The following is a 21,373-nucleotide window of genomic DNA, read 5'->3' as shown; positions in this document are numbered from 1 at the left end:
AACTTTATCCTTCTTATATAAATTTTATCTTAGTCTTCAACAATACTTGCTGGTGGCCAGTTCTCAAGACGCATGCCTAAAGATAAACCACGAGATGCGAGTACGTCCTTAATTTCAGTAAGTGATTTCTTACCAAGATTAGGGGTTTTAAGTAACTCAACTTCGGTACGTTGTACTAAATCACCAATATAATGAACTGCTTCTGCCTTTAAGCAATTAGCAGACCGAACAGTTAACTCCAAATCATCTACTGGACGTAAAAGGATTGGATCAAATTCCGGTTTATCTTCTTTAACTTCTGGTTGATGTACATCTCGTAAATCAACGAAAGCTTCAAGTTGTTCAGCCAAAATAGTTGATGCACGACGAATAGATTCTTCAGGATCGATAGTACCATTAGTTTCCATATCGATAACAAGTTTATCTAAATCAGTACGTTGTTCCACACGAGCAGCATCAACAGAATATGCAATACGCTCTACAGGGCTATAACATGCATCAACTAACAGACGACCGATTGGTCGTTCTTCATCTTCTGACTTAACGCGAGCAGAAGCAGGGACATAACCACGTCCTCGTTGTACACGAATACGCATACTAATTGAAGCATTGGCATCAGTAAGATGACAAATCACTAAATCAGGATTAACAATTTCAACATCACCATCATGAGTGATATCAGATGCGGTTACTGCACCAATACCTGATTTGTTTAAAGTGAGCATAACATCATCTTTCGTATGTACACGTACTGCTAACTTTTTTAAGTTAAGCAAAATATCAAGTACATCTTCTTGAACGCCTTCTTTAGTGCTGTACTCATGCAGAACACCGTCAATTTCAACTTCGGTTACTGCATATCCCGGCATAGATGATAATAAAATGCGGCGTAGTGCATTACCTAAAGTATGGCCAAAACCACGTTCTAGTGGCTCTAAAGTCACTTTAGCATGTGTTTGACTGTATTGAACAACATCAACTAGGTGAGGTTTTAAAAACTCTGTTACAGAACCCTGCATTATGTCCTCTCTTAAGTGCTAAACTTTACTTAGAGTAAAGTTCGACGATCAAATGTTCGTTGATATCAGCAGATAAATCTGAACGTTCTGGTAAGCGTTTAAATACACCTTCCATTTTGCTAGCATCAACTTCTAACCATGTTGGTTTTTCACGTTGTTCAGCTAGCTCTAAAGCAGCTTTAATACGTGCTTGTTTTTTTGATTTTTCGCGAACACTAATCACATCTTCAGGTGAAACTTGATAAGATGCAATATTCACAACACGACCATTAACAAGAACAGCTTTATGACTAACTAATTGACGGGCTTCAGCACGAGTTGCACCAAATCCCATGCGATAAACAACGTTATCTAAGCGACGTTCTAAAAGACCAAGTAGGTTTTCACCAGTATTGCCTTTAATTCGAGCAGCGCTTTTGTAGTAATTACGGAATTGGCGTTCTAAAATTCCATAAATACGTCTAACTTTTTGTTTTTCACGTAACTGAACACCATAATCTGATAAACGCGGTTTACGCGCACCATGTTGTCCAGGAGCTTGTTCTAATTTACATTTACTCTCAATCGCTCGGACGCCAGATTTAAGAAATAAATCTGTACCTTCACGACGACTTAATTTGAGTTTTGGTCCCAAATATCTTGCCATTTTATTTCTCCAATAATCCTAAACATTCAATGTTTAAAAAATTAAACACGACGTTTTTTGGGTGGACGACAACCGTTATGAGGAATCGGAGTAACATCAGTAATGTTAGTGATGCGGTAACCCGCTGCATTTAATGCACGAATTGTTGACTCACGACCAGGACCAGGTCCTTTAACCATAACTTCCAGATTCTTAATTCCGTAATCTTTGACGGCTTCAGCACAACGTTCTGCGGCCACTTGAGCTGCAAAAGGTGTTGATTTACGAGAGCCACGGAAACCAGAACCACCAGCGGTTGCCCAACCTAACGCATTACCTTGACGATCGGTAATAGTTACGATTGTATTGTTGAATGATGCATGAATATGAGCTATACCATCAGAAACTTGCTTTTTTACACGTTTACGTGTACGAACAGGTGTCTTTGCCATTTAATTATACCTCAATTATTTCTTGATTGGCTTACGCGGTCCCTTACGGGTACGAGCGTTAGTCTTTGTGCGCTGACCACGAACAGGAAGTCCACGACGGTGACGCATGCCACGATAACAACCAAGGTCTAATAAACGCTTGATACTCATAGTTACTTCACGACGTAAATCGCCTTCAACGGTAAATTTAGCGACTTGCTCACGTAACTTTTCAATCTGATCTTCAGATAGTTCTCTGATCTTAACATGTTCAGAAATACCTGCTTCAGCACAAATTGTCTTAGCACGAGTATTTCCGATACCATAAATCGCTTGTAAAGCAATTACAGCATGTTGTTGATCAGGAATGTTAATGCCTGCTATACGGGCCACTATGCACTCCTTTATTGTTAATGTTTAGCAAATTCACTATACTGAAAAGCCCGTTTTCAGGATACTCAAACAGTGAATTTACAAATAAATCTAGGCTGGCTATTCTAGCCAGCTTTACTATACTTTGGCAAGAAAAATATGCAAAAGCTCAACTTTCCAGCTAAATAAATTAACCTTGACGTTGTTTGTGTTTACCTTCAACGCAAATAACACGAACGATGCCATTGCGTTTAATGATTTTACAATTCCTGCATAATTTCTTGACTGAAGCACGAACTTTCATTTTTTTCTCCGTAACTTCTGGCTAACTTATCGGCCATAGCCTTTAAGGTTCGCTTTCTTTAACACTGACTCATAACGATTTGGCATCATTAAAGTCTGTACTTGTGCCATAAAATCCATGATTACAACAACAACAATTAATAACGATGTTCCACCAAATTGAACTGGAACTTTCATTGCGCTTGTCATAAACATTGGAACCAAACATACAAAAGTAATGTAGATTGCGCCAATTAGCGTTAAACGAGTCATTACCTTGTCAATATACTTAGATGTTTGTTCACCTGGACGGATACCTGGAATAAATGCACCAGATTTTTTTAGCTGATCTGCTGTTTCTCTTGGGTTAAAAACCAACGCTGTATAGAAGAAACAAAAGAAGATAATCGCCGCCGCAAAAAAGATTATGTATAACGGTTGATCATGATTGAAGTATTGACCGATAAGTACAATAAAATATCTCCATCCTTCACCATCTCCTTGGAACCAAGAAGCCATCATTGATGGTAACATAGCAATTGTCGAGGCAAATATCGCCGGAATAACTCCCGCCATATTAATCTTTAATGGTAAGTGTGTGCTTTGTGCTGCGTAAACACGACGACCTTGTTGTCGTTGCGCATAGTTAACAACAATTCGTCGCTGACCACGTTCAACAAATACAACAAAATAAGTTACACCAACCACTAATGCAGCAACAACCAATAATAAAATCGGATGCAATGAACCAGAGCGAGCTTGTTCAATTGTTTCATAAATAGCATGAGGAAGACTTGCCACGATACCAGCAAAGATAATGATAGAAATACCATTACCTACACCTCGTTCGGTGATTTGTTCGCCCAACCACATAAGAAACATAGTGCCAGTAACTAAGCTAACCGATGCGATAAAATAGAAAGAAAATCCTGGATTAATCACAACATGTTCATAACCAGGAATATTTGGTAAACCAGTTGAAATACCAACAGCCTGTATTATTGCTAAAGCAAGTGTGCCATAACGAGTGTACTGACTAATTTTTTTTCTACCTGATTCACCTTCTTTCTTCAATTCTGCTAACTTAGGGCTAATTGCCGTTAATAACTGCACAATAATTGATGCGGAAATATAAGGCATTATCCCTAATGCAAAAATTGAAGCACGGCTTAAAGCACCACCAGAGAACATATTGAACATACCCACAATACCATTTGACGATGCTTGTGTTAGTAAGTCCGATAACGCCTTAGTATCAATACCAGGAACCGGAATATAAGAACCAAGACGAAAAACAATAAGCGCTAAAAGCACAAACATCAAGCGTCTTTTAAGCTCACCACTACCGCCTCGTGTACTTTGAAAATCTAATCCTGGTTGCTTTGCCATCTTTCTAATTATTCCTCAATTTTTCCGCCAGCAGCTTCAATTGCAGCTTTAGCACCTTTAGTTACTCGAATACCACGAACAGTTACTGGTTTAGTTACTTCTCCAGATAACATGATTTTTGCATATTCAATATGTGAATTAATCACATTTGCAACTTTTAAGCTATTTAGGTCAACAATATCACCTTCGACTTTCATCAAATCTGAAAGACGAACTTGAGCTGTAACTTGAGCTTTACGTGAGGTAAAACCAAATTTTGGTAAACGACGATATAAAGGCATTTGACCACCTTCAAAGCCGCGACGAACGCCACCACCTGAACGAGATTTTTGACCTTTAATACCACGAGTACCAGTTTTACCTAATCCTGAACCGATTCCTCGACCCAGACGTTTTGGTGCATGCTTTGAACCTTCAGCAGGAGATAAAGTATTTAAACGCATTACTATTACTCCTCTACTTTAACCATGTAATAAACTTGGTTTACCATACCACGAATTGCAGGAGTATCCTCACGCTCAACAGTATGACCAATACGACGTAATCCTAGACCTACTAATGTCGCTTTATGCTTAGGCAGACGACCTATAGAACTACGAGTTTGTGTAATTTTAATTGTTTTTGCCATGGTTAATTACCCCAAAATTTCTTCGACGGTTTTACCACGTTTAGCAGCAACCATTTCTGGTGATTTCATACTTTCTAAGCCATCAATAGTTGCACGAACCACATTAATTGGGTTAGTAGAACCATATGCTTTAGCTAGAACGTTACGAACTCCAGCAACTTCTAAAACTGCACGCATCGCACCACCGGCGATAATACCAGTACCTTCGGATGCTGGTTGCATATAAACACGAGATCCTGTGTGAGCACCTTTAACAGGATGCTGTAAAGTATCGTTATTTAAAGCAACATTAATCATATTGCGACGTGCTTTTTCCATTGCTTTTTGGATTGCTGCTGGCACTTCACGTGCTTTACCATATCCAAAACCTACGCGGCCATTACCGTCACCAACAACTGTTAGTGCAGAAAAACTAAAAATACGACCACCTTTTACGGTTTTAGAAACTCGGTTAACTGCGATTAGTTTTTCCTGCAGTTCACCAGCTTGTTTTTCGATGTTTGACATCTTTAACTCCTACCTTAGAACTGTAGGCCAGCTTCGCGAGCAGCATCTGCTAGCGCCTGAACTCGACCATGATATTGGAAACCTGAACGATCAAATGAAACTTCTTTGATATCTTTTGCTAACGCACGTTCAGCAATTGCTTTACCAACTGCTGCAGCAGCGTCTTTGTTTCCTGTGTATTTTAAACTTTCACTGATAGCTTTTTCTAATGTAGAAGCGGCTGCCAGTACTTCTGATCCGTTTGGTGCGATAATCTGCGCATAAATATGACGCGGAGTGCGGTGAACTACTAAGCGAGTTGCAAGTAGTTCATGCATCTTGCGACGCGCTTTAGTTGCACGACGGATACGAGCTGATTTCTTATCCATAGTGTTACCTTACTTTTTCTTAGCTTCTTTAGTACGCACAACTTCATCTGCGTAACGAACACCTTTACCTTTATAAGGTTCAGGACGACGATAAGCACGGATATCAGCAGCTACTTGCCCGATTAACTGTTTATCAGTACTTTTTAATACGATTTCAGTTTGAGACGGACATTCAGCTGTTACACCTGCAGGTAATTGATGTTCAATTGGATGTGAATATCCTAGAGACAAACTAATTGTATTACCTTTCACTTGTGCACGATAACCGACACCAACTAGCTGAAGTTTTTTAGTAAAACCTTCAGTAACACCAATAACCATTGAATTAATCAAAGCACGCGCAGTTCCAGCTTGAGCCCAAGCATCTGCAAAACCCTCACGAGGAGCAAATTTAATTTGTCCTTCTTCTTGATTAATCACAACAGCATTATTTATTGTGCGAGATAATTCGCCATTTTTACCTTTAATCGTAATTACCTGACCATTGAGTTTTACCTCTACGCCAGCAGGAACAACGACAGGTGCTTTTGCAACACGAGACATTCTTTTCTCCCTTACGCTACGTAGCAGATAATTTCACCACCAAGACCTGCTTGGCGTGCTGCACGATCAGTCATAACACCTTTAGAAGTAGAAACAACTGCGATACCGAGTCCAGCCATAACTTTCGGCAATTCATCTTTACGTTTATAAATACGTAAACCTGGACGGCTAACACGTTTGATACTTTCTACAACAGCTTTACCTTGGAAATATTTTAAAGTAATTTCCAGTTCCGGCTTAGTGTCACCAACAACTTTAAAGTCCCCAATATAACCTTCTTCTTTTAGCACATTGGCAATTGCCACTTTTAGCTTAGAGGAAGGCATGGTGACTGCAACTTTATTCGCAGATTGACCATTACGAATACGGGTCAACATATCTGCTATAGGATCTTGCATGCTCATCTATAACACTCCCCTGATTACCAACTTGCCTTTTTAAGACCAGGAATCTCACCACGCATGGCTGACTCACGAACCTTAATACGGCTTAAACCAAACTTACGAAGGACGCCATGAGGACGACCAGTTTGACGACAACGACGACGTTGACGTGATGGACTAGAATCACGAGGAAGCGTTTGCAATTTAAGCACTGCATTCCAACGATCTTCATCTGATGCATTAAGATCAGAGATAATCGCTTTTAATTCTTGACGCTTTGCAAAATATTTTTCTGCTAGCTTTACGCGTTTCTTATCGCGTTCAATCATTGATTGTTTAGCCATTATGCCCTACCTTACTTACGAAATGGGAAGTTAAAGGCAGATAATAAAGCTCGGCCTTCTTCATCTGATTGTGCAGTAGTGGTGATAGTAATATCTAAACCACGAACACGATCAACTTTGTCATAATCGATTTCAGGGAAAACGATTTGCTCACGAACACCCATGCTATAGTTGCCACGACCATCAAAAGATTTTGCGCTTAAACCACGAAAATCTCGAGTACGAGGAAGGGCAATATAAACTAGACGCTCAAAAAATTCCCACATACGTTCGCCACGTAAAGTGACTTTACAACCAATAGGATACCCTTGACGGATTTTAAAACCAGCAACTGATTTGCGTGCTTTAGTGACTAGTGGTTTTTGACCACTGATTGCAGCTAAATCTGCAACAGCATTATCTAATAATTTCTTATCAGTAATTGCTTCACCCACACCCATATTCAAGGTGATCTTTTCGATCCGAGGGACTTGCATGACAGATTTGTAGCCAAACTGTTCTTGCAGTTTATTTACTACCTGTGCTTTGTAGTAATCATGCAGTTTCGCCATCGTACACTCCAAATTACTTAATTGATTAATTCATTAGTAGACTTATAAAAACGGACTTTTTTACCGTCTTCAATACGAAAGCCTACGCGATCTGCTTTGCCTGTAGCTGGATTAAAAATTGCCACATTAGAAACATTGATAGCTGCTTCTTTTTCAACAATTCCACCTTCTTGATTTAATGCAGGTACTGGTTTTTGATGTTTTTTCACCAAATTGATACCTTCAACAATCACTTTGCCTGTAGACAAAACACTCTTAACTTTACCGCGTTTACCTTTATCTTTGCCAGTTAACACGATAACTTCATCTTCTCGACGGATTTTCGTTGCCATTACCCGCTCCTTACAGTACTTCTGGTGCTAATGAAATGATCTTCATAAACTTCTCAGAGCGAAGTTCACGAGTGACCGGTCCAAAAATACGCGTACCAATCGGTTGCTCACTGTTATTATTTAAAATAACACAAGCATTGCGATCGAAACGAATGACAGATCCATCAGGGCGACGAACACCTTTTCTAGTGCGCACAACAACAGCTTTAAGTACATCACCTTTTTTAACTTTACCACGAGGAATTGCTTCTTTAATGGTAACTTTGATGATATCGCCTACTGCTGCATAACGACGGTGCGATCCACCGAGAACCTTGATACACATTACGCTACGTGCGCCAGAGTTATCGGCAACATCTAGCCTAGTCTGTTCTTGGATCATTTTAATGCTCCGTATAAATTAATTATTGTCTAATCTACCTTCATCCATCTCAACTACCATGGATAAGAATAGACAACCAAAAACCCACTTACGTGAGGACGCATAGTATAACACCACTCAAATAAAATGGATAGCATAAAATAAACGGCCGTTCAGCCGTTTATTATATTATGTACAGTTTTCAATCAAAAAAAGATTAAATAACTGCTTTTTCAACGATTCGAACAAGAGTCCAAGATTTGGTTTTTGATAATGGACGACACTCTTTAATCTCTACAGTATCACCAATACCACACTCGTTGTTTTCATCATGTACATGCAATTTAGTCGTACGTTTAATGAACTTACCATATAACGGATGCTTCACTTTACGTTCAATAGCTACAGTAATAGATTTATCCATTTTGTCGCTAATAACACGACCTTGCTGAGTACGAATTTTTACTTCAGTAGTCATATTACGCACCCGCCTTTTCAGTTAATAATGTTTTAACTCGTGCAATATTACGACGCACTTGTTTTAACATATGAGTCTGTGTTAACTGACCTCCAGCTAATTGCATACGTAAGTTAAATTGCTCACGTAATAAATTAAGAAGTTCAGTATTTAACTCTTCAACGCTTTTTTCGCGTAGCTCTTTTGCTTTCATTTACATCACCGTCTTAATCACAAAGGTGGTTTTAATTGGCAGTTTTGCAGCTGCCAACGCAAATGCTTCACGAGCAACTTCTTCCGGTACACCGTCCATTTCATAAAGGACTTTACCTGGTTGAATCTGAGCAACCCAGTATTCAACGTTACCCTTACCTTTACCCATACGCACTGCAAGTGGTTTTTCGGTAATTGGTTTATCAGGGAAAACTCGAATCCAAATTTTACCTTGACGCTTAACTGCACGAGTCATTGCACGACGTGCTGCTTCGATCTGGCGCGCAGTCAAACGACCACGACCTACAGCCTTAAGACCGAATGTACCGAAACTAACATCAGTACTTACAGCAAGACCACGATTGCGGCCCTTGTGCACTTTACGGAATTTTGTACGCTTTGGTTGTAACATCAGCGACGCTCCTTATTGTTTTCGGCCTTTTCGCTGCTTTTTCGGTTGAGCAGCAGGTTGTTTTTCTGCTTGTTCAACGGCAGCCATACCACCAAGGATCTCACCTTTGAAGATCCACACTTTAACACCAATAATACCATAGGTAGTTAATGCTTCAGATAAACCATAGTCAATATCAGCCCGTAATGTATGTAAAGGTACACGACCTTCACGATACCATTCGCTACGAGCAATTTCAGCACCGCCTAAACGACCACTTACTTCGACTTTGATACCTTTAGCACCCGCCTTCATTGCATTTTGAACCGCACGTTTCATAGCTCGACGGAACATAACGCGGCGTTCTAATTGAGAAGTAATGCTATCAGCAACTAATTTAGCATCAAGTTCTGGTTTACGAACTTCAGCAATATTAATTTGTACTGCTACATCACGTTTTTCTCTTTTGTCTTTATATTTATTGACAATAGAAGCTACGGCATTACGTAATTTTTCAACGTCCTCGCCTTTTTTACCTATCACAATACCCGGACGAGCAGTGTGAATAGTAATACGAACGTTAGTTTCTGCTGAACGGTCGATAACAATCTTAGAGATTGACGCTTGAGATAATTCTTTATTTAAGAATTCACGCACTCTAAAATCACTTTCTAAATTATCAGCGAATGTCTTTGTACCCGAATACCATGTAGATGTCCAAGGCTTGACAATGCCTAATCGGATACCATTTGGATTTACTTTTTGACCCATTGCTATTCTCCAGCCTAGCGATCTGAAACGATCACGGTGATGTGACTCGTACGCTTCAAAATTCGATCTGCACGACCTTTCGCACGAGGCATAATACGCTTCATGGTTGGGCCTTCATCTACGAAAATCTTCGCAACTTTTAGATCATCAATATCAGCACCATCGTTATGCTCTGCATTAGCAATAGCAGACTCTAATACTTTTTTAACAAGTACAGCCGCTTTTTTATTGGTGTACGTTAAAATATCTAGTGCCTGAGACACATTCTTACCGCGAACAAGATCTGCAACTAAGCGAACCTTTTGTGCAGAAGAACGAGCGTGGCGGTACTTTGCAATTGTTTCCATCTCTTTCTCCTACTTATTTCTTCTTAGCTTTCTTATCAGCCGCATGGCCGCGATAAGTACGAGTCGGCGCGAATTCACCCAATTTATGACCAACCATTTCGTCGGAAACATAAACTGGAACGTGCTGACGACCATTATGGACAGCGATGGTCAAACCGATCATGTTAGGAAAGATCGTTGAACGACGGGACCAAGTACGAATTGGTTTCTTGTCCCCGCTTTCCACCGCTTTCTCTACCTTCTTCAGCAAGTGTAGGTCAATAAAAGGACCCTTCTTGAGAGAACGTGGCATAGCTAATCCTCTATATTAATTATTTCTTATTGCGACGGCGAACAATATACTTATCAGTACGTTTGTTGCTACGCGTTTTCAATCCTTTGGCTTTTTGACCCCATGGAGACACAGGATGTTTACCAAAGTTACGACCTTCACCACCACCATGTGGATGGTCTACCGGGTTCATTGCTGTACCACGAACAGTAGGACGAACACCACGCCAACGCGTTGCACCCGCTTTACCTAATACACGAAGCATATGCTCTGAATTACCAACTTCACCAATAGTGGCACGACAATCAGATAATACTTTACGCATTTCACCTGAACGTAGACGTAATGTTACATAAGCACCATCACGCGCAACGATTTGAACATAACTACCAGCAGAGCGAGCAATTTGTCCGCCTTTACCTGGTTTCATTTCAATATTATGCACAGTAGAACCGACTGGGATATTGCGCATTGGTAAACAGTTACCTGTTTTAATTGCTGCATCAACACCAGATTGGATCTGATCACCTGCTTTTAAGCCTTTAGGCGCTAAAATATAACGGCGTTCACCGTCTTTATATAAAACCAATGCAATATTTGCACTACGGTTTGGATCATATTCCAAACGTTCAACAACTGCTGGAATACCATCTTTATTACGCTTAAAGTCAACAATACGATAATGTTGTTTATGACCACCACCAATGTGACGGGTAGTGATACGACCATTATTATTGCGACCACCAGTTTTGCTTTTTGAATCAAGCAACGGTGCATAAGGTTTACCTTTATGCAACTCTGGGTTAACCACTTTAACAACGTGGCGACGACCCGGAGATGTAGGTTTACACTTAACAACTGCCATTGTTCTTACTCCTCCGAATTACTCAGCGACGCCAGCAAGGTCTAAATTTTGACCTTCTGCTAAAGTAACGTAAGCTTTTTTCCAGTCGCTACGGCGACCGATTTGTTGACCACGACGTTTAACTTTACCTTTAACAACAAGTGTATTAACGTCATCTACTTTAACTTCAAATAGTTGTTCAACTGCGGCTTTAATCTCTCTCTTAGTAGCATCTTTAGCAACTTTCAATACTAATGTATTTGTTTTTTCCATTGAAATAGATGCTTTTTCAGAAACATGTGGTGCTCGCAGGACTTTAAGCAGACGCTCTTCACGAATCATGCTAACATCTCCTCTACTTGTTTAACGGCATCAACTGTGATAACCACTTTGTCAAATGCAATCAAACTAACTGGATCAATACCTGCCACATCACGCACATCAACTTTATGTAAGTTACGTGCTGCTAAGAAAAGATTTTCATCAACTTCAGAAGCGATAATAAGAACATCATTAAGATTCATATCGTTTAATTTCTGAGTTAATAATTTAGTCTTAGGTGCTTCAACAGTAAATGTTTCAACCACAACTAAACGTTCTTGACGCACTAATTCAGAGAAAATACTCTTTAATGCACCACGATACATTTTACGGTTAACTTTTTGGCTATGATCTTGTGGTTTTGCTGCAAATGTTACACCACCACTGCGCCAGATTGGGCTCTTAATTGAACCTGAACGAGCACGACCGGTACCTTTTTGACGCCATGGTTTTTTACCTGAACCAGCGATTTCTGCACGAGTTTTTTGTGCGCGAGAACCTTGACGAGCAGCAGATGCATAAGCAACAACTACTTGATGAACTAACGCTTCATTAAACTCACGTCCGAAGGTAGTTTCGGAAACAGAAAGCGCTTTCGCGTCTTTTACTACTAATTCCATCTCTATCTCCTCGACGTTAAGCCTTGATTGCCGGTTTAACAATTACGTCACTATTGATTGCGCCAGGAACTGCACCTTTAATTAATAAAAGATTACGTTCAGCATCAACACGTACAATATCTAAGTTTTGAACGGTTACACGTTCATTACCTAGGTGACCTGCCATTTTACGACCTTTAAACACTTTACCTGGAGTTTGGTTTTGACCAATAGAACCATGACCACGGTGTGCCAAAGAGTTACCATGAGTAGCATCTTGAGTACGGAAATTCCAACGTTTAGTAACGCCAGCAAAACCTTTACCTTTAGATGTCCCAGTAACATCAACTTTCTTAACGTCAGCGAAGATATCAACGTTAATACTTTGACCTACAGAAAATTCACCTTCTTCAAAACGGAATTCCCATAGACCACGACCAGCTTCAACGCCAGCCTTAGCGAAATGACCTGCTTCAGGTTTGTTTACACGGCTTGCTTTTTTGCTGCCAGTAGTAACCTGAATAGCTTGATAACCATCATTCTCAAGTGTTTTAACTTGAGTAATGCGGTTGCTTTGAACTTCAACTACGGTGACAGGAATAGAAACACCATCTTCAGTGAAGATACGCGTCATTCCTACTTTACGACCGATTAAACCAATCATTGTTTCGACCTCTCAATCATTCAGCTTAGGACTAACCTAAACTGATCTGCACATCAACACCGGCAGCAAGGTCTAGACGCATTAAAGCATCAACTGTTTTTTCAGTTGGCTCAACAATATCAACTAGACGTTTATGAGTGCGAATCTCGTACTGATCACGCGCATCTTTATTAACGTGTGGGGAAATCAATACAGTGAAACGCTCTTTGCGTGTCGGTAATGGAATAGGACCACGAACTTGCGCACCTGTGCGCTTCGCAGTTTCTACAATTTCAGCAGTTGATTGATCAATCAAACGATGATCAAACGCTTTTAACCGGATACGGATTCTTTGGTTCGACATGAGACCAGAGCTCCATTATTTAAAAGTTATAACAAAAGACTACTCCTCTTACCCTGTTTCGATTGACAGGAGAGTGTAATCCGTTCTTTTTCGTAACCCCCAAATCGGGAGTATTGTCGATATAATTAGCTATTTTTTATAACAATTATATCTTTTTCTCATTTGTTTACATAAAGGCAATAAACAAAGTGGGGCGATTATACTCTGTTAGTTAACTAACGGCAAGAAATAAATACAGATATTTGGGTTTAAAGATGAGAAGCTTTTTCTGGTTATTAATTTACAATTACCAAATTTCAATCAAATAACCAGATTTAATATTATTTTTATATTAACCCATAATGGATAATCATTATGATAACTTACTAATGATCTTCTTTAGCATGATTAAGGCTATATCTTGGGATTTCGACCTCTAAATCTTCATTCGTGACACGAGCTTGACAGCTTAAACGACTATGCGGTTCAACTCCCCAGGCTTTATCTAACATATCATCTTCTTGTTCATCGCTTGCTTCAAGCGAATCAAATCCCTTACGCACAATACAGTGGCATGTTGAACAAGCACATGACATTTCACAAGCATGCTCGATTTCAATATCATTGCGCAATGCCACTTCTAAAATGGATTCGCCTTCTTGGGCATCGACAGTTTTTCCATCTGGACAAAGCTCCGCATTCGGTAAAAAAGTAATTTTTGGCATAATAATCTCGTTAGTTAAATATCATCAACGTTATGGCCAGTTAACGCATGTCGAATTGACCTATCCATCCGCTTAGCTGCAAAATTTTGTGTTACTTTATCAACAATTTTAATTTGTTTTTCAATTGCATAACTGTCATTTGACTCACTTACAGCTTGTAATTGATGCTTAGCAATTAAAATATGGTTTAGTTCACTTTCATCTAATAAGTCAGCATCTTTATCTAAAGCACTTTGCAAGCTTTCAAGCACTCTAGCTGCCTCAACTTTTTGTTCAGCAAGTATTCGAATCTGTTTATCTTGCTGTGCGTAACTGATTGAATCTTGAATCATATCGGCAATTTCATTATCAGTCAGTCCATATGAAGGTTTTACTTGGATAGCAGCTTCAATACCCGTTGATTTTTCCATTGCTGTTACACTTAATAAACCATCAGCATCAACTTGAAAAGTCACCCTAATGTGCGCACCACCGGCAGGCATTGCTGGAATACCTTGCAGAGTAAAACGAGCCAAAGATCGACAATCAGCAACACTTTCACGTTCTCCTTGTAAAACATGAACCATCATCGCGGTTTGACCATCTTTAAAAGTTGTAAACTCTTGAGCTCTTGCACACGGAATTGTACTATTACGTGGAATAATTTTTTCGACCAATTCACCCATGATCTCAATGCCTAACGACAATGGGATCACATCAAGCAATAACATATCTGAATCGGGTTTATTGCCAACCAAAATATCGGCCTGAATAGCTGCACCAATAGCAACTACTTTATCAGGATCGATAGATATCAAGGGATTAGTTTTAAAATAATTCCCTACTAATTCTCGCACTAATGGCACACGAGTAGAGCCGCCAACCATAACAACTTCAACTACTTCATCCACATTAATCTCGGCATCTTTCAATGCACGGCGACAAACAGCTAAAGTGCGTTTAACCAATGGCTCAATTAATTGTTGAAATTGCTGGCGAGTAATAGTCAAAGATTGATTATCCAGAGAAAATACAGCTAAATCTTGCTCACTTAATAAAATCTTTATTTCGGTAGCTTGGCTACTGATTTTTTGATTAATATAAGGATCTATATTATTAGTTAATCCTAATTTCTCTTTTATATAGTCAGCAAGTAGCCGATCAAAATCATCACCACCAAGAGCTGAGTCACCACTAGTTGCTAGAACCTCAAAAACACCTTTATTTAAGCGTAAAATAGAAATATCAAAAGTACCGCCACCTAAATCATAAACAGCGATTATACCTTCCTTCCCTGAATCTAAACCGTACGCAATCGCAGCGGCTGTAGGTTCATTAAGTAGGCGCAATACATGCAAGCCAGCTAATTTGGCAGCATCTTTTGTTGCTTGCCGTTGTGCATCATCAAAATAAGCTGGCACAGTAATAACCACACCATCAATTTCACCTTGTAAGCTCTCTTTTGCTCGCTCAGCTAACGCTGTCAAAATTTCTGATGAAACTTGTATTGGATTTACTTGCTCATTAGGCAAATTTAATAAAGGAACACCATTTTCAGTTTGTGAAAAAGTATAAGGAAATTGTGATAAATCTATATCAGATAAACTTCGCCCCATTAATCGCTTAATAGAGCTAACTGTATTTTGCGGATCATTCACAGCATTATCTTTGGCATTTTTTCCAATCGTGATAACAGAGTTATCATCATGATCGACGCCATAATGCACAACGGATGGCAATAGCGGATTACCTTCTAAATCAGGCAATACCTCTGCTTGTCCACTTCGTACCGTTGCTACTAATGAATTAGTTGTACCAAGATCAATTCCTACAGCAAGGCGGCGATGATGTGGTAGTGGAGTTTGTCCTGGTTCGCTGATCTGTAATAATACCATTTAATCTATCTCTATCGATATGTTACTTATATTAAATTATAAATCAAATTGCTTTTCTTGTAACTTTTCGATTTGTTCAATCAATCTGGCAAGATAGCGAATTTTATAGATCTGATTAAGTGCTTTTGACCAATCTTGATTAGTAATAAATTGTAATAATTCGTTATAGACTATCTTTTGACGAGCAACAATCTCAGCATAAAAATCATCTAATAATTCAAAATTATCTTTACTTTCGATATCATCAAGTCTTTCACGTAAAACAAATTGCTCCATTAAAAAATCAGTATCATGAATAATACTTTGTTCAGTTGCTACGTCAAAACCTTGTAGAGATAAAAAATACTCAGCGGCTTTAATTGGATTTTTTAACGTATGATAACCATCATTAATGATTGCTGACTTTTGAACAATTGCCACTTTATCAATATCGTTTACAACAGCAAAATTATCTGGATGATATTGCTTTTGCAATTGCTGATAATGAGTTGTTAGTTGAGCGACATCCACCGGCAATTGAGCTGGCAAACTAAATAGCTCGAAGTAATTAACCATAATTATTGTGTCCGATTACACATTAAAGCTTTCGCCACAGCCACATTCGTGCTTCGTATTAGGATTATTAAACTTGAAACCTTCATTTAATCCTTCTTTAACAAAATCAAGTTCAGTACCATCAATATAAACTAAGCTTTTTTTATCCACGATAACTTTGACATGTTTATCTTCAAAGACACTATCATCATCATTAATCACATCGGCAAACTCTAAAACATAAGCCATACCAGAACAACCAGATGTTTTAACACCTAATCGTAACCCAACACCCTTTCCGCGATTAGCCAAAAAGGCTTGAACACGATCAGCTGCACTATTAGTCAATGTGATTGCCATTAACGTTGTCCTTTTTTGGTTTTGTAGTCATCAATAGCAGCTTTAATTGCATCTTCCGCTAGAATTGAACAGTGAATTTTAACCGGAGGTAAAGCAAGTTCTTTAGCAATATCCGTATTTTTGATAGCTTCTGCTTCGTCTAATGATTTACCTTTTATCCATTCTGTAACCAAAGAACTTGATGCAATTGCACTACCACAACCATAAGTTTTAAACTTAGCATCTTCAATAATACCATTGTCATTCACTTTGATTTGTAGACGCATCACATCACCACACGCTGGTGCGCCAACCATACCACTACCAACATTAGGATCATTTTGATCAAACGAACCAACATTACGTGGGTTTTCGTAATGATCAACAACTTTTTCACTATATGCCATAATTTACTCCCAATTTTAATGTGCTGACCATTTAATCTTTGTTAAATCAACGCCATCTTTAAACATTTCCCAAAGAGGCGATAAATCCCTTAATTTCCCAATAGATTCTCTGATTAATTTAATGACATAATCAATTTCTTCTTCTGTGGTAAAACGACCAATAGAAAATCGAATTGAACTATGAGCCAGCTCATCATTAAGCCCTAATGCTCGTAATACATAAGACGGCTCTAAACTCGCAGATGTGCATGCAGAACCAGATGAAACAGCTAAATCTTTTAAAGCCATCATCAACGATTCACCTTCAATGTAAGCAAAACTCACATTTAAGATATTTGGCACACTGTGCTCCAAAGAACCATTTAAATAAACCTCTTCAATGTCTTTTAAACCATCCCATAAACGATTTTTTAAAGCCAATAAACGAGGCATTTCAGTAACCATCTCTTGTTTAGCTATATGATACGCTTCACCCATGCCCACAATTTGATGCACAGGTAAAGTACCAGAGCGCATACCTCGTTCATGACCACCGCCATGCATTTGAGCTTCAATACGAACACGCGGTTTACGCCTTACATAAAGCCCACCAATACCTTTTGGCCCATAAATTTTATGACCAGAAAATGACATTAAATCAACTTTTAAGTTAGCTACATCAATTGGTAATTTACCAACAGACTGGGTTGCATCAACATGAAAAACAATGCCTCTTTCACGGCACATCTCACCAATTTTTTCGATGTCTTGTATTACACCCGTTTCATTGTTGACATGCATAATTGATACAACGGTTGTATCACTACGCATAGCCGTTGCAAGTTTATCAAGATCAAGGATCCCATCGGATTCTGGCGTTAAATAAGTTACTTCATAACCTTCTCGCTCAAGCTGGCGGCAAGTATCAAGCACAGCCTTGTGCTCAGTTTTACAAGTAATAATGTGCTTACCTTTGGCTTGATTAAAATGAGCGGCACCTTTAATTGCTAAATTATCAGCTTCAGTTGCCCCTGACGTAAAGACAATTTCGCGTGAATCAGCACCAATAAGATCGGCAATTTGATTACGGGCAATATCAACGGCTTCTTCAGCTTGCCAGCCAAATTTGTGGGAACGAGATGCTGGGTTACCGAATATACCGTCTGGCGTTAAATACTGCATCATTTTTTCAGCAACTCTAGGATCTACAGGCGTTGTCGCTGCATAATCCATATAAATAGGTAGTTTCATTAATTACTCCCAATGAGAAATTCTGTATTCTATTTTTATTAATTAATTTGAACGTGTTGTATATTACTTTGTCGGCTAGCAACAGCTTTAACTTCTTTATTATTGACCAATTCACTCAATGTAATGCTAGTTAAAAAGTCCTCAATTCGTTCACTTAAATCATTCCACAGTGTATGGGTTAAACATCTAACACCGCCTTGACATCCATCTTGCCCGTGACATTTTGTCGCATGCACTGTTTCATCGACAGCTTTAACAATTGAACTAATAGCAATTTGATCCATAGAACGACTCAGTATATAACCGCCACCAGGGCCTCTAACACTGCGCACCAAACCATTTTTTCGTAATCGAGCAAACAATTGTTCAAGATAAGAAAGTGAAATTTCTTGACGTTCTGAAATATCAGCTAGTGATACCGGTCCTGAATCTGCATGTAAAGCAACATCAAGCATTGCTGTCACCGCGTATCGCCCTTTTGATGTCAGTTTCATTGAGCATTCCTTTATATGTGTGTATGCATATTGTATATATCCTTTCGATTTAGTCAAGTATTTAGTTGAGTGTTTTAGTAGGAATTAAACCGCAGTTCATTATCGACGAATCATAGCTTAATATGCTAATCTAATAAACTAAATTCACATGGGAGTTAAAGGATGAAATTACTATTACGTTATTTTTTGATAATTAGCCTATTGTCCACAGGTAACATTTACGCAGATAGTTCTCTAAAAGGACGAGAAAATTATCAAAAATGGCTTAATTCATATCAATCACTTAACTTTGAAGAACAGCAAACATTGCTCTCTACCATAAAAGATTACCCATTATATCCTTATGCTGCTGTACAGTTTTTTCAGAGTAATATTAAAATCGTTTCACCACAAATGGTAAGCAATTTTGTCAATCAATATAATGATTTTCCGCTAACAGCTTCATTGACACAATCTTATTTAACCGAATTAAGCAATCGTCAAGATTGGAATTCAATCGTTTCGTTCCCAAAAGATAACTCCATACTCTCTAACTGTCGTTATCAATATGCATTACTACAACAAGGAAATAACGAGGTTGCTTTTAGCTCTGTTGAATCTCTTTGGATGACAGGCAAAGAACTTCCTTCTGCATGCGATCCATTACTTGACGCTTGGGCTCAAGCAGGTAAACGGACAGCTAATTTAATACTATTACGTATCGAACTTGCTATTGATGCAAATAATTTAAAATTAGCCAAACACCTAGCTAATTTACTTGATGACAACTACAAAACAACAAAAATCAATTTACTAGCTGTTCTTAATAATCCTAAAAAATTAGAAGATTTTTCAAAAAATATTAAAGCTAGCTCTTTCACTAAAAAAGTTGTCTTATCATCATTCCCTCGCTTAGTAAAAGCTGATATGAATTTAGCTGCAGCATTATTACCAAAATTAGTTAAACAGCAAACTTTAAGTAAAGCAGAGCAGGTAGCATTACAAAAGAGTTTAGCTAACAGCTACTTTAAAAATTCTGCAACAGATGAACAAATTAAATGGCGTGATAGCTATATTGAAAAATACCACGATACAACATTAGTTGAAAAACGTATCCGCCTTGCTATCGATAACTATAACTTCACAGACATCGCTTATTGGATAGCACAACTATCACCAGAAGATCAATTAAAAGAAGACTGGCAATATTGGCAAGCTAGAGTTTTATTAAATAATGATAAAAAAAGTGAAGCTAACAAAATTTTACAAACACTCACAACCAAACGTGGGTTTTATGGCATGATAAGTGCACAAACTCTTAATCAACCTTATTCGATCAATAACCAATCACCAAAGATTACACCATCAGAAATATCAACCTTAAAAAGCAAATACGACAATCAACCCTATGTAAAAAGAATTAACGAATTACGTTATTTAGGAATGCTTTCAGAATCAAGCTACGAATGGCGATATATGTTAAATAATCAAAAAAATAAGAATGAATATTTAGCATTATCTCAATATGCCTTACAAAAAGGGTGGGGGGATCTTAGTATTCAAGCAACCATTGCAGGCAAACTCTGGAATAACTGGACAGAGCGTTTGCCTATTATGTACGAAGATTTATATAACAATGCATTAAAAGATAAAGCTATTGGTTTATCTTATGCTTTAGCTATTTCTCGCCAAGAAAGTGCACTTGATACTACTGTCAAATCACCTGTCGGCGCCAGTGGATTAATGCAATTAATGCCAGCTACAGCAAAAGAGACAGCTAAAAAAGTTAATTCATTAACTTATATTTCATCAGCACAATTGTTTGATCCTCAAACAAATATACAGTTAGGCACTACCTATTTAAACACTGCTTATCTACAAAATGATAAAAATCGTATATTATCTTCAGCCGCTTATAATGCTGGTCCAAATAATGTTAAGCGCTGGCTAAAAAAGAGTAACGGAAAACTTGATGCAGTAGCATTTATCGATAGTATACCGTTTACTGAAACACGTAATTACGTCAAAAACGTATTGGTATATGATTATATTTATCAAGTAATCTTAGGGCAAAAAAATGTCAATTTTCTTAGTTCAAATGAATTTAATAAACAATATTAATGGTGATTATAATGAAAACTAACGAATGGCAACAAACAGTTGAATTATTACACCAAGCATTTAACGATGGTTATTCACTGGATATATTAAAATTACTAATGACTGCCGATGAGCGAGATGCTTTAATTACTCGAGTTAAAATCGTACATTCATTACTTGATGGTTCAATCAATCAACGCCAACTTAAAGAGCAACTAAAAATTGGTATTGCAACAGTAACAAGAGGATCTAATAGCCTAAAAGAAGCAACTCCAGAATTTAAAAAGTGGTTAGAAAAGGTTTTATTAAACTAGGATAATTAAATGATTTAGTCAATATCTAATAGCAGATTTTTA

The 21,373-nt window shown here is 38.2% G+C and carries 36 protein-coding genes; 2 read left to right on the top strand and 34 right to left on the bottom strand.

Going from position 1 to position 21,373, the window contains the following annotated elements; translation table 11 throughout:
- Positions 1 to 29: 29 nt before the first annotated feature.
- The 34 genes from A9G25_RS07080 to iscR all read right to left on the bottom strand — a co-directional run bounded on the left by A9G25_RS07080 (position 30) and on the right by iscR (position 18,938).
- Positions 30 to 1,019, bottom strand: a complete 990-nt coding sequence (locus A9G25_RS07080) for a DNA-directed RNA polymerase subunit alpha (RefSeq protein WP_065626335.1) — start codon at positions 1,017 to 1,019, stop codon at positions 30 to 32.
- 25 nt (positions 1,020 to 1,044) lie between these two features.
- The gene (rpsD, locus tag A9G25_RS07075) at positions 1,045 to 1,665 is read right to left on the bottom strand and encodes a 30S ribosomal protein S4 (protein ID WP_065626334.1); all 621 of its coding nucleotides are present in this window, start codon (positions 1,663 to 1,665) and stop codon (positions 1,045 to 1,047) included.
- Between the two features lie 41 nt (positions 1,666 to 1,706).
- On the bottom strand, positions 1,707 to 2,096 hold the full coding sequence (gene rpsK / locus A9G25_RS07070) for a 30S ribosomal protein S11 (protein ID WP_025314405.1): 390 nt from the start codon (positions 2,094 to 2,096) through the stop codon (positions 1,707 to 1,709).
- A 15-nt stretch (positions 2,097 to 2,111) separates the two neighbouring features.
- Positions 2,112 to 2,468, bottom strand: a complete 357-nt coding sequence (gene rpsM / locus A9G25_RS07065) for a 30S ribosomal protein S13 (RefSeq protein WP_065626333.1) — start codon at positions 2,466 to 2,468, stop codon at positions 2,112 to 2,114.
- A gap of 169 nt (positions 2,469 to 2,637) precedes the next feature.
- Entirely contained in the window at positions 2,638 to 2,751 is a 114-nt protein-coding gene (gene rpmJ / locus A9G25_RS07060) for a 50S ribosomal protein L36 (protein WP_025314403.1), read from the bottom strand.
- 26 nt (positions 2,752 to 2,777) lie between these two features.
- Entirely contained in the window at positions 2,778 to 4,118 is a 1,341-nt protein-coding gene (gene secY / locus A9G25_RS07055; protein ID WP_065626332.1) for a preprotein translocase subunit SecY, read from the bottom strand.
- A gap of 8 nt (positions 4,119 to 4,126) precedes the next feature.
- Positions 4,127 to 4,561 carry a 50S ribosomal protein L15 gene (gene rplO / locus A9G25_RS07050; protein WP_065626331.1) on the bottom strand — a complete coding sequence of 145 codons (435 nt, stop codon included), beginning with the start codon at positions 4,559 to 4,561 and terminating at the stop codon, positions 4,127 to 4,129.
- Between the two features lie 5 nt (positions 4,562 to 4,566).
- A complete protein-coding gene (gene rpmD, locus A9G25_RS07045; protein ID WP_025314400.1) occupies positions 4,567 to 4,746 on the bottom strand; it encodes a 50S ribosomal protein L30 in 180 nt (59 codons plus the stop codon).
- 6 nt (positions 4,747 to 4,752) lie between these two features.
- Positions 4,753 to 5,253, bottom strand: a complete 501-nt coding sequence (gene rpsE, locus A9G25_RS07040; protein WP_034911141.1) for a 30S ribosomal protein S5 — start codon at positions 5,251 to 5,253, stop codon at positions 4,753 to 4,755.
- A 14-nt stretch (positions 5,254 to 5,267) separates the two neighbouring features.
- A complete protein-coding gene (gene rplR / locus A9G25_RS07035) occupies positions 5,268 to 5,621 on the bottom strand; it encodes a 50S ribosomal protein L18 (RefSeq protein ID WP_025314398.1) in 354 nt (117 codons plus the stop codon).
- Positions 5,622 to 5,630: 9 nt separating this feature from the next.
- A complete protein-coding gene (gene rplF, locus A9G25_RS07030) occupies positions 5,631 to 6,164 on the bottom strand; it encodes a 50S ribosomal protein L6 (RefSeq protein WP_065626330.1) in 534 nt (177 codons plus the stop codon).
- A gap of 11 nt (positions 6,165 to 6,175) precedes the next feature.
- A complete protein-coding gene (gene rpsH / locus A9G25_RS07025; protein WP_034911147.1) occupies positions 6,176 to 6,568 on the bottom strand; it encodes a 30S ribosomal protein S8 in 393 nt (130 codons plus the stop codon).
- A gap of 17 nt (positions 6,569 to 6,585) precedes the next feature.
- Positions 6,586 to 6,891 (bottom strand): 30S ribosomal protein S14, encoded by a 306-nt coding sequence (rpsN, locus tag A9G25_RS07020; RefSeq protein ID WP_025314395.1) that lies wholly within the window; start codon positions 6,889 to 6,891, stop codon positions 6,586 to 6,588.
- Between the two features lie 11 nt (positions 6,892 to 6,902).
- Positions 6,903 to 7,442, bottom strand: coding sequence for a 50S ribosomal protein L5 (gene rplE, locus A9G25_RS07015; protein WP_025314394.1), 540 nt, complete (start codon positions 7,440 to 7,442; stop codon positions 6,903 to 6,905).
- Positions 7,443 to 7,459: 17 nt separating this feature from the next.
- A complete protein-coding gene (gene rplX / locus A9G25_RS07010) occupies positions 7,460 to 7,774 on the bottom strand; it encodes a 50S ribosomal protein L24 (protein WP_065626329.1) in 315 nt (104 codons plus the stop codon).
- Between the two features lie 10 nt (positions 7,775 to 7,784).
- Positions 7,785 to 8,156, bottom strand: coding sequence for a 50S ribosomal protein L14 (gene rplN, locus A9G25_RS07005; protein ID WP_025314392.1), 372 nt, complete (start codon positions 8,154 to 8,156; stop codon positions 7,785 to 7,787).
- A gap of 196 nt (positions 8,157 to 8,352) precedes the next feature.
- On the bottom strand, positions 8,353 to 8,613 hold the full coding sequence (gene rpsQ, locus A9G25_RS07000; protein WP_034911151.1) for a 30S ribosomal protein S17: 261 nt from the start codon (positions 8,611 to 8,613) through the stop codon (positions 8,353 to 8,355).
- A gap of 1 nt (position 8,614) precedes the next feature.
- Positions 8,615 to 8,806: a 50S ribosomal protein L29 gene (gene rpmC, locus A9G25_RS06995; protein WP_034902373.1), complete on the bottom strand. Its 192-nt coding sequence runs from the start codon at positions 8,804 to 8,806 to the stop codon at positions 8,615 to 8,617.
- A complete protein-coding gene (gene rplP / locus A9G25_RS06990; protein WP_034911153.1) occupies positions 8,807 to 9,217 on the bottom strand; it encodes a 50S ribosomal protein L16 in 411 nt (136 codons plus the stop codon). It lies immediately after the preceding gene.
- A gap of 12 nt (positions 9,218 to 9,229) precedes the next feature.
- A complete protein-coding gene (gene rpsC / locus A9G25_RS06985) occupies positions 9,230 to 9,967 on the bottom strand; it encodes a 30S ribosomal protein S3 (protein WP_065561018.1) in 738 nt (245 codons plus the stop codon).
- A 14-nt stretch (positions 9,968 to 9,981) separates the two neighbouring features.
- Positions 9,982 to 10,314, bottom strand: coding sequence for a 50S ribosomal protein L22 (gene rplV, locus A9G25_RS06980; protein ID WP_034947997.1), 333 nt, complete (start codon positions 10,312 to 10,314; stop codon positions 9,982 to 9,984).
- Positions 10,315 to 10,327: 13 nt separating this feature from the next.
- A complete protein-coding gene (gene rpsS / locus A9G25_RS06975) occupies positions 10,328 to 10,606 on the bottom strand; it encodes a 30S ribosomal protein S19 (protein ID WP_024496505.1) in 279 nt (92 codons plus the stop codon).
- A 19-nt stretch (positions 10,607 to 10,625) separates the two neighbouring features.
- Positions 10,626 to 11,450: a 50S ribosomal protein L2 gene (rplB, locus tag A9G25_RS06970; protein WP_034911158.1), complete on the bottom strand. Its 825-nt coding sequence runs from the start codon at positions 11,448 to 11,450 to the stop codon at positions 10,626 to 10,628.
- Between the two features lie 18 nt (positions 11,451 to 11,468).
- Positions 11,469 to 11,771: a 50S ribosomal protein L23 gene (rplW, locus tag A9G25_RS06965; protein ID WP_034885052.1), complete on the bottom strand. Its 303-nt coding sequence runs from the start codon at positions 11,769 to 11,771 to the stop codon at positions 11,469 to 11,471.
- Positions 11,768 to 12,370 (bottom strand): 50S ribosomal protein L4, encoded by a 603-nt coding sequence (gene rplD / locus A9G25_RS06960; RefSeq protein ID WP_034911160.1) that lies wholly within the window; start codon positions 12,368 to 12,370, stop codon positions 11,768 to 11,770. Before rplD ends, rplW begins: the two co-directional genes overlap by 4 nt.
- Before the next feature lie 16 nt (positions 12,371 to 12,386).
- A complete protein-coding gene (gene rplC / locus A9G25_RS06955) occupies positions 12,387 to 13,013 on the bottom strand; it encodes a 50S ribosomal protein L3 (protein ID WP_034911162.1) in 627 nt (208 codons plus the stop codon).
- Positions 13,014 to 13,044: 31 nt separating this feature from the next.
- Positions 13,045 to 13,356: a 30S ribosomal protein S10 gene (gene rpsJ, locus A9G25_RS06950; protein WP_006120582.1), complete on the bottom strand. Its 312-nt coding sequence runs from the start codon at positions 13,354 to 13,356 to the stop codon at positions 13,045 to 13,047.
- A 365-nt stretch (positions 13,357 to 13,721) separates the two neighbouring features.
- Positions 13,722 to 14,060: an ISC system 2Fe-2S type ferredoxin gene (gene fdx / locus A9G25_RS06945; protein WP_065605936.1), complete on the bottom strand. Its 339-nt coding sequence runs from the start codon at positions 14,058 to 14,060 to the stop codon at positions 13,722 to 13,724.
- 14 nt (positions 14,061 to 14,074) lie between these two features.
- On the bottom strand, positions 14,075 to 15,934 hold the full coding sequence (gene hscA, locus A9G25_RS06940; protein ID WP_065626328.1) for a Fe-S protein assembly chaperone HscA: 1,860 nt from the start codon (positions 15,932 to 15,934) through the stop codon (positions 14,075 to 14,077).
- A 36-nt stretch (positions 15,935 to 15,970) separates the two neighbouring features.
- Complete coding sequence (gene hscB / locus A9G25_RS06935; RefSeq protein WP_065626327.1) at positions 15,971 to 16,489, bottom strand: Fe-S protein assembly co-chaperone HscB; 519 nt, start codon at positions 16,487 to 16,489, stop codon at positions 15,971 to 15,973.
- Between the two features lie 15 nt (positions 16,490 to 16,504).
- On the bottom strand, positions 16,505 to 16,828 hold the full coding sequence (gene iscA / locus A9G25_RS06930; protein WP_065561024.1) for an iron-sulfur cluster assembly protein IscA: 324 nt from the start codon (positions 16,826 to 16,828) through the stop codon (positions 16,505 to 16,507).
- Complete coding sequence (gene iscU / locus A9G25_RS06925) at positions 16,828 to 17,214, bottom strand: Fe-S cluster assembly scaffold IscU (RefSeq protein WP_034911174.1); 387 nt, start codon at positions 17,212 to 17,214, stop codon at positions 16,828 to 16,830. Before iscU ends, iscA begins: the two co-directional genes overlap by 1 nt.
- A 15-nt stretch (positions 17,215 to 17,229) precedes the next feature.
- Positions 17,230 to 18,444, bottom strand: coding sequence for an IscS subfamily cysteine desulfurase (locus tag A9G25_RS06920; protein ID WP_065626326.1), 1,215 nt, complete (start codon positions 18,442 to 18,444; stop codon positions 17,230 to 17,232).
- Positions 18,445 to 18,482: 38 nt separating this feature from the next.
- Entirely contained in the window at positions 18,483 to 18,938 is a 456-nt protein-coding gene (gene iscR / locus A9G25_RS06915; RefSeq protein ID WP_065589729.1) for a Fe-S cluster assembly transcriptional regulator IscR, read from the bottom strand.
- A gap of 162 nt (positions 18,939 to 19,100) precedes the next feature.
- On the opposite strand from iscR, the gene sltY reads away from it, so the two are divergent.
- Together sltY and trpR are read left to right on the top strand one after the other, a co-directional pair.
- The gene (gene sltY, locus A9G25_RS06910) at positions 19,101 to 21,038 is read left to right on the top strand and encodes a murein transglycosylase (protein ID WP_065626325.1); all 1,938 of its coding nucleotides are present in this window, start codon (positions 19,101 to 19,103) and stop codon (positions 21,036 to 21,038) included.
- An 11-nt stretch (positions 21,039 to 21,049) separates the two neighbouring features.
- Positions 21,050 to 21,331, top strand: a complete 282-nt coding sequence (trpR, locus tag A9G25_RS06905) for a trp operon repressor (RefSeq protein WP_208610500.1) — start codon at positions 21,050 to 21,052, stop codon at positions 21,329 to 21,331.
- Positions 21,332 to 21,373: the final 42 nt, after the last annotated feature.

The sequence above is a fragment of the Gilliamella sp. Bif1-4 genome (genome assembly GCF_001690535.1).
GTDB classification, from domain to species: domain Bacteria; phylum Pseudomonadota; class Gammaproteobacteria; order Enterobacterales; family Orbaceae; genus Gilliamella; species Gilliamella bombi.
This window is presented reverse-complemented; position numbering and strand designations above follow the sequence as displayed.

Excerpts from the sequence above, each read along its gene's own strand:
- A9G25_RS07080 (WP_065626335.1), bottom strand. The coding sequence starts at position 1,019 with ATGCAGGGTTCTGTAACAGAGTTTTTAAAACCTCACCTAGTTGATGTT.
- rpsD (WP_065626334.1), bottom strand. The coding sequence starts at position 1,665 with ATGGCAAGATATTTGGGACCAAAACTCAAATTAAGTCGTCGTGAAGGT.
- rpsK (WP_025314405.1), bottom strand. The coding sequence starts at position 2,096 with ATGGCAAAGACACCTGTTCGTACACGTAAACGTGTAAAAAAGCAAGTT.
- rpmJ (WP_025314403.1), bottom strand. The coding sequence starts at position 2,751 with ATGAAAGTTCGTGCTTCAGTCAAGAAATTATGCAGGAATTGTAAAATC.
- secY (WP_065626332.1), bottom strand. The coding sequence starts at position 4,118 with ATGGCAAAGCAACCAGGATTAGATTTTCAAAGTACACGAGGCGGTAGT.
- rplO (WP_065626331.1), bottom strand. The coding sequence starts at position 4,561 with ATGCGTTTAAATACTTTATCTCCTGCTGAAGGTTCAAAGCATGCACCA.
- rpmD (WP_025314400.1), bottom strand. The coding sequence starts at position 4,746 with ATGGCAAAAACAATTAAAATTACACAAACTCGTAGTTCTATAGGTCGT.
- rpsE (WP_034911141.1), bottom strand. The coding sequence starts at position 5,253 with ATGTCAAACATCGAAAAACAAGCTGGTGAACTGCAGGAAAAACTAATC.
- rplR (WP_025314398.1), bottom strand. The coding sequence starts at position 5,621 with ATGGATAAGAAATCAGCTCGTATCCGTCGTGCAACTAAAGCGCGTCGC.
- rplF (WP_065626330.1), bottom strand. The coding sequence starts at position 6,164 with ATGTCTCGTGTTGCAAAAGCACCTGTCGTTGTTCCTGCTGGCGTAGAG.
- rpsH (WP_034911147.1), bottom strand. The coding sequence starts at position 6,568 with ATGAGCATGCAAGATCCTATAGCAGATATGTTGACCCGTATTCGTAAT.
- rpsN (WP_025314395.1), bottom strand. The coding sequence starts at position 6,891 with ATGGCTAAACAATCAATGATTGAACGCGATAAGAAACGCGTAAAGCTA.
- rplE (WP_025314394.1), bottom strand. The coding sequence starts at position 7,442 with ATGGCGAAACTGCATGATTACTACAAAGCACAGGTAGTAAATAAACTG.
- rplX (WP_065626329.1), bottom strand. The coding sequence starts at position 7,774 with ATGGCAACGAAAATCCGTCGAGAAGATGAAGTTATCGTGTTAACTGGC.
- rplN (WP_025314392.1), bottom strand. The coding sequence starts at position 8,156 with ATGATCCAAGAACAGACTAGGCTAGATGTTGCCGATAACTCTGGCGCA.
- rpsQ (WP_034911151.1), bottom strand. The coding sequence starts at position 8,613 with ATGACTACTGAAGTAAAAATTCGTACTCAGCAAGGTCGTGTTATTAGC.
- rpmC (WP_034902373.1), bottom strand. The coding sequence starts at position 8,806 with ATGAAAGCAAAAGAGCTACGCGAAAAAAGCGTTGAAGAGTTAAATACT.
- rplP (WP_034911153.1), bottom strand. The coding sequence starts at position 9,217 with ATGTTACAACCAAAGCGTACAAAATTCCGTAAAGTGCACAAGGGCCGC.
- rpsC (WP_065561018.1), bottom strand. The coding sequence starts at position 9,967 with ATGGGTCAAAAAGTAAATCCAAATGGTATCCGATTAGGCATTGTCAAG.
- rplV (WP_034947997.1), bottom strand. The coding sequence starts at position 10,314 with ATGGAAACAATTGCAAAGTACCGCCACGCTCGTTCTTCTGCACAAAAG.
- rpsS (WP_024496505.1), bottom strand. The coding sequence starts at position 10,606 with ATGCCACGTTCTCTCAAGAAGGGTCCTTTTATTGACCTACACTTGCTG.
- rplB (WP_034911158.1), bottom strand. The coding sequence starts at position 11,450 with ATGGCAGTTGTTAAGTGTAAACCTACATCTCCGGGTCGTCGCCACGTT.
- rplW (WP_034885052.1), bottom strand. The coding sequence starts at position 11,771 with ATGATTCGTGAAGAGCGTCTGCTTAAAGTCCTGCGAGCACCACATGTT.
- rplD (WP_034911160.1), bottom strand. The coding sequence starts at position 12,370 with ATGGAATTAGTAGTAAAAGACGCGAAAGCGCTTTCTGTTTCCGAAACT.
- rplC (WP_034911162.1), bottom strand. The coding sequence starts at position 13,013 with ATGATTGGTTTAATCGGTCGTAAAGTAGGAATGACGCGTATCTTCACT.
- rpsJ (WP_006120582.1), bottom strand. The coding sequence starts at position 13,356 with ATGTCGAACCAAAGAATCCGTATCCGGTTAAAAGCGTTTGATCATCGT.
- fdx (WP_065605936.1), bottom strand. The coding sequence starts at position 14,060 with ATGCCAAAAATTACTTTTTTACCGAATGCGGAGCTTTGTCCAGATGGA.
- hscA (WP_065626328.1), bottom strand. The coding sequence starts at position 15,934 with ATGGTATTATTACAGATCAGCGAACCAGGACAAACTCCACTACCACAT.
- hscB (WP_065626327.1), bottom strand. The coding sequence starts at position 16,489 with ATGGTTAATTACTTCGAGCTATTTAGTTTGCCAGCTCAATTGCCGGTG.
- iscA (WP_065561024.1), bottom strand. The coding sequence starts at position 16,828 with ATGGCAATCACATTGACTAATAGTGCAGCTGATCGTGTTCAAGCCTTT.
- iscU (WP_034911174.1), bottom strand. The coding sequence starts at position 17,214 with ATGGCATATAGTGAAAAAGTTGTTGATCATTACGAAAACCCACGTAAT.
- A9G25_RS06920 (WP_065626326.1), bottom strand. The coding sequence starts at position 18,444 with ATGAAACTACCTATTTATATGGATTATGCAGCGACAACGCCTGTAGAT.
- iscR (WP_065589729.1), bottom strand. The coding sequence starts at position 18,938 with ATGAAACTGACATCAAAAGGGCGATACGCGGTGACAGCAATGCTTGAT.
- sltY (WP_065626325.1), top strand. The coding sequence starts at position 19,101 with ATGAAATTACTATTACGTTATTTTTTGATAATTAGCCTATTGTCCACA.
- trpR (WP_208610500.1), top strand. The coding sequence starts at position 21,050 with ATGAAAACTAACGAATGGCAACAAACAGTTGAATTATTACACCAAGCA.